This is a genomic window from Pseudomonas mandelii (assembly GCF_002251635.1).
In the GTDB taxonomy this organism is placed as follows: domain Bacteria; phylum Pseudomonadota; class Gammaproteobacteria; order Pseudomonadales; family Pseudomonadaceae; genus Aquipseudomonas; species Aquipseudomonas mandelii_B.
On sequence record NZ_NMOJ01000046.1, the window covers coordinates 1 to 9,168 of the forward strand.

General features: G+C 60.3%; 8 protein-coding genes. 2 read left to right on the forward strand and 6 right to left on the reverse strand.

Translation table 11 applies throughout. From position 1 onward, the window contains the following. Positions 1 to 59: 59 nt before the first annotated feature. A complete protein-coding gene (locus tag B7L09_RS06635; protein WP_094468236.1) occupies positions 60 to 1,502 on the reverse strand; it encodes a mechanosensitive ion channel domain-containing protein in 1,443 nt (480 codons plus the stop codon). 116 nt (positions 1,503 to 1,618) lie between these two features. After that, positions 1,619 to 2,485, reverse strand: coding sequence for a pirin family protein (locus B7L09_RS06640; RefSeq protein ID WP_094468237.1), 867 nt, complete (start codon positions 2,483 to 2,485; stop codon positions 1,619 to 1,621). Between the two features lie 260 nt (positions 2,486 to 2,745). On the opposite strand from B7L09_RS06640, the gene B7L09_RS06645 reads away from it, so the two are divergent. Together B7L09_RS06645 and dkgB are read left to right on the forward strand one after the other, a co-directional pair. Continuing rightward, positions 2,746 to 3,285: a PaaI family thioesterase gene (locus tag B7L09_RS06645; RefSeq protein WP_094468238.1), complete on the forward strand. Its 540-nt coding sequence runs from the start codon at positions 2,746 to 2,748 to the stop codon at positions 3,283 to 3,285. A 237-nt stretch (positions 3,286 to 3,522) separates the two neighbouring features. Further along, positions 3,523 to 4,326 (forward strand): 2,5-didehydrogluconate reductase DkgB, encoded by an 804-nt coding sequence (gene dkgB / locus B7L09_RS06650; protein ID WP_094468239.1) that lies wholly within the window; start codon positions 3,523 to 3,525, stop codon positions 4,324 to 4,326. Positions 4,327 to 4,329: 3 nt separating this feature from the next. Here the strand turns inward: dkgB and B7L09_RS06655 are convergent, their stop codons facing one another. The 4 genes from B7L09_RS06655 to B7L09_RS06670 all read right to left on the reverse strand — a co-directional run. Next, entirely contained in the window at positions 4,330 to 7,551 is a 3,222-nt protein-coding gene (locus B7L09_RS06655) for a transporter substrate-binding domain-containing protein (protein WP_438269297.1), read from the reverse strand. Continuing rightward, positions 7,552 to 8,172, reverse strand: a complete 621-nt coding sequence (locus tag B7L09_RS06660; RefSeq protein ID WP_094468240.1) for a response regulator transcription factor — start codon at positions 8,170 to 8,172, stop codon at positions 7,552 to 7,554. It lies immediately after the preceding gene. 142 nt (positions 8,173 to 8,314) lie between these two features. Next, positions 8,315 to 8,725 (reverse strand): chemotaxis protein CheY, encoded by a 411-nt coding sequence (locus tag B7L09_RS06665; RefSeq protein WP_094468241.1) that lies wholly within the window; start codon positions 8,723 to 8,725, stop codon positions 8,315 to 8,317. A gap of 102 nt (positions 8,726 to 8,827) precedes the next feature. Further along, positions 8,828 to 9,168: cation transporting ATPase C-terminal domain-containing protein (locus B7L09_RS06670; RefSeq protein ID WP_368073893.1), on the reverse strand; the 341-nt coding region annotated here is incomplete at its 5' end.

A 9,168-nucleotide genomic window follows, 5' to 3' on the forward strand; every position in this document is an offset into this window, starting at 1 on the left:
ACAATCAATGTGGGAGCGGACTTGCCCGCGATCCGCGCAGCGGCCATCCACCTGAAGAACTACGCCCGACTGCGCAACCACCGCAAAAACCCTTTCTTCTCCACCACCTTCGGCGCTTCCTGGGTCAGGGTCTGTGCCTTGTGCAAGCGGAAATCCAGCAACGCCTTCATCGCTTCGCTGATGTCATGGCGCGCATCCAGGCACGGTTTGAGGTAGTCCTTCTCGATCCGGTACAGACTGCAGGCCGTCTTGGCGGTGAACTCTGCCGGCAGCGCGGTATCGGACAAAATCCCGCCCTCGCCGATCACCTCGCCCGGGCCCATGCGCCCAGATTCGAACTTGACCCCGCCCCGGCTCAATTGCACCGAGACCACACCCGATTCGATGATGAACAGGTGATCGCTGACCTCCCCCGCCGGCAGGATCATCTCGCCGGCGCGGTAGGTGTGCTGGGTCATGTTCTGGCTGAAGGTGTCCTTCTCTTCCTGACGCAGGGTTGAGAAAATGTTCGAGCTGTCCAGCAACGCCCGTGGCCGTGACAGGCCGGCAGGCGCGTTGGATTCGACGTTCGACAACAGGCTGACACCGGACGCCTGCAAGTGCCGGTACGCCAGGTCGAACAGCAGATTGCGCACCATGCGCTTCTGATCCATGGAGACCACGAAGCCACTGATTTCGTACTCCACGCCACTGGCGTTGGAGCCTTTCAACGCGACACATGGCGCCGGTTTGTTCAGCAGATAACGACAACCCTGCATCGCCCGCTCCAGCGCGTCGAGCACCGTTTGCGGGCGCGCGTGCGGGCTCAGTTGCAGGCTGATCGAGACGCCGAACATATCGCTCGGCCGGNAGAAGTTGATGATCTTGGCTTTGGCCGCCAGCGAGTTGGGGATCACCGCCATGCTGCCCTGGGAGGTTTGCAGGCGTGTGGCGCGCCAGTCGATATCCGTGACGCGGCCTTCGGTGCCATCGATGGAGATCCAGTCATCCAGTTGGTAGGGCTTGGTGGTATTGAGGACGATCCCGGAAAACACATCGCTCAAGGTGCTTTGCAGCGCCAGGCCGACGATGATCGCCACGGCGCCGGAGGTGGCGAGCACGCCTTTGACCGGCAGGTCGAGCACGTAGGCCATGGCGGCGATGATCGCGATCAGGAAAATCACCGCGCCCAACAGGTCCTGCAACAATCGCCCGCCATGCCCGACCCGATTCATCATCACCGTGCCGAGCAACACCGTGAGGGTGCGCGCGGCGAACAGCCACCAGCCGATCTGCAACCCCGTGGCCGCCAGGTGCAGCGGTACGTTGTCGGCCCAGGGTGCCGGCTCCAGCGGGTTCATGCCTTCGTTGAACAACAAGACGCTGAACAGCGCAAAAATCACCAGCCGCACGACCAGTTTCCAGTTGCTGCCGTTGGCACTGATCAAGCGCCACAAGCCGAGATCGATCAGGATCAGGACCAGCGCACTGATCAAGGGGTGATTGGTAAGCAGTGACAGCATCAAACAACTCCAGCCCATGTACGGATGGGCACAGTGTAGGAGCAATTGAGGATCTGATAACACCACAAAAAACTGTGGGAGCGAGCTTGCTCGCGATGGCGGTCAGANCAATGANCTCAATCNGTCATCTGCCCAAAACGCCCCGACTGGAAGTCGGCAAACGCCTGATGGATTTCCTGCTCGGTGTTCATCACGAACGGGCCGTGACCGACGATAGGTTCNTCGATCGGCTTGCCGCTGAGCAGCAACACCACCGCGTCGTCATTGGCTTCCAGGCTGAGCTGATGCCCCTCGCGTTCGAACAACGCCAACTGCCCTTCGCGCACAAGTTCCAGGCCGTTGACCTGAACCGTGCCGCGCAGCACCACCAGCGCAGTGTTGCGACCTTCGTGCAGGTCGAGGGTCAACCATTTGCCGCCGTTGAGGCGCAGGTCCCAGACGTCGATCGGCGTGAACGTGCGCGCCGGACCGGTGTGCCCCTCAAACTCACCCGCGATCAAGCGCAGGCTGCCGGCCTTGTCCTTGAGCGGGAGGTTCGGGATGTCGCCATCGAGAATCGTCTGGTAACCGGCGTCGGCCATTTTGTCCTTGGCCGGCAGGTTGACCCACAGTTGCACCATCTCCAGCGCCCCGCCGCTCTTGGCGAACTCTTCGGAGTGGAACTCCTCGTGGAGGATCCCCGATGCCGCAGTCATCCATTGCACATCGCCGGGGCCGATCTTGCCACCGGCGCCGGTGGAATCGCGGTGCTCCACTTCGCCCTTGTAAACGATGGTCACGGTTTCGAAACCGCGGTGCGGATGCTGACCCACGCCACGACGTTCGGTGGTCGGGGTGAATTCGGCGGGGCCGGCATGATCGAGCAGCAAAAACGGGCTGATGTGCTTGCCCATCGAGTCGTAGGAAAACAGCGTGCGCACCGGGAAGCCATCGCCGACCCAGTGGGTGCGCGGGCTGGTGTAAATACCGATGATGTTTTTCATCCTGCCTCCAAATTCGTTGTGTAACGCAATGGCCCAGCTTAAGACCGAACGCTTTGATCCACTAGACGGCAAAAATCAGCTTGAGCGTTCTATCTGGAGAACGATGGTGAAGGTTTCGACAGGGCTGCCATCGGCGAGGACTTTTGCCTTGGCGATTGCGTGTGACGACTCGACACACGGGGCTGGCGGAGTTTTTATTTCGGACATAATATCGACCAGGATTACAACCATAATATCCGCTCCCGCCTGAGGACCTCATCATGCAAAGCCCCAACCGTGACGCCACCCTCGCCCAATGGATCGCCCAGGAACAGGCCATGCGCTCGCGTCTGGCCGGACCGGGCAGCCTGTCCATGGCCGAGGTCAGTGCGCTGTCGCCCGCCGAGTTTTTCGAGGGTATCGGCGACGGCGCACTGCCTTCACCGCCCATCGGCGCCTTGATGGACTTCATCCCCATCGAATGGTCGGCCGGGCTGTTCATTTTCCAGGGCACGCCGGATTCGCGGCACTACAACCCACTGGGCAGCGTGCATGGCGGCTATGCGGCGACCTTGCTGGATTCGTGCATGGGCTGCGCGATTCATACACAGTTGAAGAAGGGCCAGGGCTATACGACGCTGGACTTACGCATCAGCTACGTCCGGGCGTTGACCGGTGCCAGCGGACCGGTCCGGGCCGAAGGGAAAATTGTGCATTTGGGGCGCTCCACCGCGCTGGCCGAGGGGCGGATTTATGATGTGGATGGGCGGTTGTATGCGACGGGGTCGACGACTTGCATGATTCTTGAGGCTCGGGGATAAGTTCCGAGACCGAGTCGCGGCCATCGCGAGCAGGCTCGCTCCCACAGGGGGACGCATTCCAATGTGGGAGCGAGCCTGCTCGCGATGGCGGCCGACCAGACACCCACAATCCCCCAGGCTGCCCCCTCCCCGATTCATGACTTGCGGTAAATATTGCTTTGCCCATCCAGCGGTTTTTCCCGGGGAGGCAGCCGGGGATACTCCTGCCCATTCCCACTGCAACCCCTGGAGTCATTGATGTCTATTCCCGCATTCGGTCTCGGTACCTTTCGCTTGCAAGGCCAGGTGGTCATCGATTCGGTGAGCACCGGCCTCGCGCTGGGCTACAGGGTGATCGACACCGCGCAAATCTACGAAAACGAAGCCGAGGTCGGCGAGGCCATCACCGCCAGCAGCATCGCCCGTGAAGAATTGTTCATCACCAGCAAAATCTGGGTTGCCAACTTTGCCAAAGACCGGTTGATTGACAGCCTNCGTGAAAGCCTGAGCAAACTGAAGACCGACTACCTGGACCTGACGCTGATCCACTGGCCGTCCCCGGACGATCAAGTGCCGGTCGAAGAGTTCATGGGCGCCTTGCTCGAAGCCAAGCGACTGGGCCTGACCCGGCAGATTGGCGTCTCCAACTTCACCGTCGAGCTGATGCAAAAAGCAATTGCAGCGGTCGGTGCCGAGAACATTGCAACCAACCAGATCGAGCTGCACCCGTACCTGCAAAACCGCAAGGTCGTCGAGTTTGCTCAGCGTCAGGGCATTCAAATCACGTCGTACATGACCCTGGCCTACGGTGAAGTGCTGAAAGACCCGGTGCTCCAGCAAATCGCCGAACGCCATCAGGCCACGCCTGCGCAAGTGACGTTGGCCTGGGCCATGCAGTTGGGCTATGCGGTAATCCCGTCGTCGACCAAACGCGCCAACCTGCACAGCAATCTGCAAGCCTGTGCATTGCGCTTGAGCGAAGCCGACATGGCGCTCATCGCAGGTCTTGATCGCGGCCATCGATTGACCAGCCCCAAAGGCATCGCGCCGCATTGGGATTAAGCGTCAGCCCGGCTCAAGGCTCTGATCGAGACTTCGCATGGCGTGCTGCAATTGATCGACGGCCTCGTCGATCGATGCCGCATGCCCTTCGCCACAAGCGCGTTCCAGCGCCTCACAACACTCGATCAACCGCTGGGCCCGGACCATGCGCGCACCGCCCTTGATGCGGTGCGCCAGGTTTCGCAGATCAGGGAGATTGTTGTCAGCCTGTGCTTTAAGCAGATGTTCACGGTCATCCCGATTGGTCACGGCCAGTTCGCGCAGCAATTGATTAATCAACGTCCGGTCTTCACCGACGTATTGCTCCAACTCGCTCAAGTCGATCGGCGAAGACGAAGGGGCTTCACTCCTGGCCTCTTCAAACCGGTCAGCCAGCCATCCACTCAGATCCGCCAGCCGAATGGGTTTGAACAGGCAGTCATCCATGCCCGCCTCAAGGCACCGGACCTTTTCCTCGCGCTGCGCATTGGCGGTAAAACCCAGGATCAGTGTCGGCGGCAGGCCTTGCAGACGCTCTTCATCGCGTATCGCACCGGTCAATTCATAACCGCTGCGGTTCGGCATATTGCAGTCAGTGATGACCACATCGAACTCGTGGACACGCCACAGCTCCAGCCCTTGCTCGCCATCCTCGGCCTCCATCACGCGATGCCCCAGATAGCCCAGCTGACTTGAAAGCAACAGGCGATTGGCCGGGTAATCGTCAACCACCAGAATGGTCAGTGGCCGCGTGGGTTTCGGCGATCCGCTGTCCACTGATTCACAGGGTGGCAACGCTTTCAACACCATCAGCGAAAGACTGATGTCGACGTGCGAGCCCTGGCCGAGGACGCTGTGCAGCACCAGCCGTCCGCCCATCATTTCGCACAACGTGCGGCTGATCACTAACCCCAGGCCGGAACCCTGGCGGGCGGATTGCTGGCTGTTACCGGCCTGAACGAACGGACTGAACAACCGCTGCTGGTCGGCTGCACTGATGCCGATGCCGCTGTCTTCAATGCGCAGATTGACCGCCAGATGCCCCGACACACCGGACACCACGCGTAACGTTAAACTCACCTCACCGTCACGGGTGAACTTGATCGCGTTGCTCAACAGGTTGGACAGCACCTGTTTGAAGCGCGTGGGGTCGACCAGCACGTCGCGGTCGCTGCGCGGGTCCAGATCGACTCGCCACGCCAGATTTTTCTCCCGCGCCAGCCCTTCAAACACCCGGCAAACTGACGCCACCAGGTCACGCAGATTGACGCGCTCGGGTGTCAGGGATAAATGCCCGGATTCGATGCGTGCGATGTCCAGGATATCGCCGATCAATGCCAGCAACTGCTGCGCGGCAGTGGACGCGACATCTATGGCAAAACGGTCGACGATGCCCTCTTGCGCCTGCTTCTCAGCCATTTCAAGCATGCCGATCACGGCATTCATCGGNGTGCGGATTTCATGGCTCATGGTCGCCAGGAANGTGGTTTTGGCACGGTTGGCATCGTCCGCTGCGTCCTTGGCCTCCTGCAATTGCTGCATCCACTGCTGGCGCTGGCGGATCTGCCGACGCTGCCAGGCAATCCAGCCCAGCGCCAGCAACCACAACGCCACGGCGGCGGCAAATGCCTGCAAGATGTTTTGCCGATGACGCAGCCAATAACTGTCCTCGACCACCGCATCATTGCTCCAGCGAGCGACCAACCCGTCCATCTCTTCGGGCGAAATGCTCAGCAACGCCTTGTTCAAAATCGAGTGCAACTCCGGCTGGTCACGACCGGTGGCCATGGCGATACGCGCCGGCTCGTCGCCCACAGTGCTGCTGATCCGTAAACGCCCCTGGTAGTACCGGGCGATCAGGTAACGGGTGATGAACAATGAGCTGAGCGCGGCATCGGCCTGTCCTTTCGCCACCAGCTCCAGACCTTCGGCCGGGTTTTGTACGCCCACCATCTGCACCTGCGGCGCCCGCGCCTGAATGAACGCACGCATCGGGTGACGGGGATATATCGCCAGGCGCTTGCCGGCCAGATCGCCCAGTGTCTTAGGGCTGTCGGCGGTTGCTGCACTGACCAGCGTGTACGGATTGGTCACATAGGACCGGGTAAAGTGCAGCCCTGCGACGTCTTCGGTCGTGGGGATGATGGCGGGCAAGACGTCGATCTCGCCGGCTTTGAGCCGCTGGATCTGCTGGTCCAGGGTCTGGCCTCGCACCACGTTGAAGTTCAAGCCGCTACGCTGGCTGATCAGCGTCAGCAATTGCGCCGTCAACCCACTGAAGCTTCCATTGGCCGTGTAAAACGTCAACGGCGCAAAGTCCTCGATCGCCGCCACCCTCACCGTCGGATGCTGATCCAGCCAGCGCTGTTCACTCACACTCAGATCCACGCGTTGCTGTCCCGCCACTTTGGCCCTGCCGGCGCTCCAGCGCTGCTCGATGATTGAGCGCTGCTCCATGGGGATCGCCGCCAGCGCCTTGTCGAAGAGGTCCTTCAGCGGCAAGTTGTCCCGGGCCAGTGCGAAGCCGAACGGGTTAGCGTCGAGGCCCGACGGTCCTACCAGATGAACGGAATTGAAGTAGTTGTTGTTGATCAGGTAATTGCCGCTGATGAGGTCGCTGAGGTACACATCATCCTGCCCATACGCCACCGCCCCGAGCGCATCGAGCGCCGACGGATAACGTTTCAGGCTGGCCTCGGGATAAAACGATTCAACGGTCTGCGCCGGCAGATAATCATCGGCCATGGCAATGCGTTTACCCGCCAGATCCTCGGGCATGCGCTCGTCCAGTCGGGTGACCAGCATCGGCTGATCTTCAGCGTAAGCACTGGACAGGATCAGCTCGGGGTCGGCCAGTTCGAAGTTGTTTGAGGTCCCGAGCAGATCCAGTTCGCCGTATTTAAGGGCTTCCATGGCCGCTTCACGCGTGACGTAGCGCAGCACCTCGATTTCCACGTCCAGCAGTTGCGCAACGAGCATGGCGTAATCGGCGGTGATGCCTTCCAGCTCGTCGTGATTGCGCGTCACCTCGAACGGTGGGTAGTCCGGCCCGCTCACCCCAAGGCGCAACACACGCTTGTTGCGCAGCCATTGCCGGTCCTGTTCATCCAGATGGACCGCGTAGCCCTCCACCGTGGAACGCCCCAGCAACTGCAAGCGCTCAGGCTCGCCGGTGGTCCGGGCCGAGGCTGGCAGCACCAGGCACATCATCAGGATCAGCAGAATGCATCGCACGGTCTGGCGCACTCAGATCAGGTGATTGCGTATGGCGAAGTCCCGCAGATGCACCGCCGCCACAACCCCCAGTTTTATGACCAGGCGCGTTTTGTAGGTGCTGACGGTTTTGTGGCTCAGGTTCATGGCTTCGGCGATCGCTTTGTTGGAGAAGCCTCGGGCAAGGTATTGCAAGATGGTCAACTCGCGGTTGGACAGTGTATCGATCAACTTTTTTTCGCTGTGTTGCAGCGGGTTCATCGGCCTGGACAGCAACTGCGAAAAATAGGTGTAGCCCGCCATCATTGCGTGCACAGCCTTGTGCAATTGCTCCAGGCTGTTGGTTTTTGAGACATACGCCAACGCGCCGCCGCGCATGCACCGCTCCTGGAAAAACAGCGGATCGAGCGAGGTGAACACCAGCACCACGCATTTCCAGTCGCTGGCCTTGATTCGCTCCAGCAGGTCCAGGCCGTTGCCGCCGGGCATCACCAGATCCAGGATCAGCAGATCCACCCGTTGCTCACGAAGTGTGGTCAACGCTTCCCCAACGCTGGCCGCCTCATGAATCTGCTTGAAACCTTCCCGCCCCAGTACAAGCTTCACTGCGGCGCGAACCACCGGATGATCGTCCACAATCATCGCTGACTTCATGGCAACTCCCTGTGCAAAGACTCAACGAATGCCCGTCGGATAACGCCGGGGCAGACGCAACGGCTGCGCCAGGACTGTTGCATGGGAGAAAGGCAGAATCTACCTGTCAGAAATGACAGTGCCGACGAACGGTATGTCGCAATCACCCGGCGTACCGCTGATGACGCTCCTGCGACGATGGATCAATGATCGCCATCAACATCTGGATACACCGCAGATCAGGCAGCGCCGCATGGCTCACTTGAACCTTCGGTTGCCGGCCGGCCGGGATCGCCGGCAACTGCGCCCGTTGGCCGTCGAAAATCAGTGCGTGGCGAACCTGCCGGTTATCGAGGACATAGCTGAGCAAATCCAGTTCGCCGGCCGCCAGCGCGGCATTGACGACCACCAGGTCGAACGGCTCACAACCGTACTCGACCAGGGTCAGCATTGAAGCAAGATCCTGCACCGGCGCCACGCGGTAATAATCGAGCTGATTGAACAGCCGCTCGATCAGCATCCGGTGAAAGTGCTGCTCGTCGGCGATCAGGATGCGCAAGGCTTTATTCGGCATCGTAGCCTCATGTGTGAATAGCTGATTTTTGAAGCGGCGAGGCTACGGGAGGCGCACAGATGTTTCTGTAGGACTTTTCTGAAATAACCAAAGACCCGGCCATTACTGCCATCCAAACCGCCGAATGTAGAAACCCTTCACCGCCTGAGTCAGCCCCATGTACGCCAGCAAAATCAGCGGCAGGAACACAAAGTACAACGACGGCAGCGCCTGCAATTTGAAGTAGTGCGCCAGCGGCCCCATCGGCAGGAAAATCCCCACAGCCATGATCACACCGGTCATCACCATCAACGGCATCGCCGCCCGGCTTTGCAGGAACGGGATTTTCGGGGTGCGGATCATGTGCACGATCAGCGTCTGGGTCAGCAGCCCCACCACGAACCAGCCGGACTGGAACAGGGTCTGGTGATCGGGCGTGTTGGCATCAAACACGTACCACATCA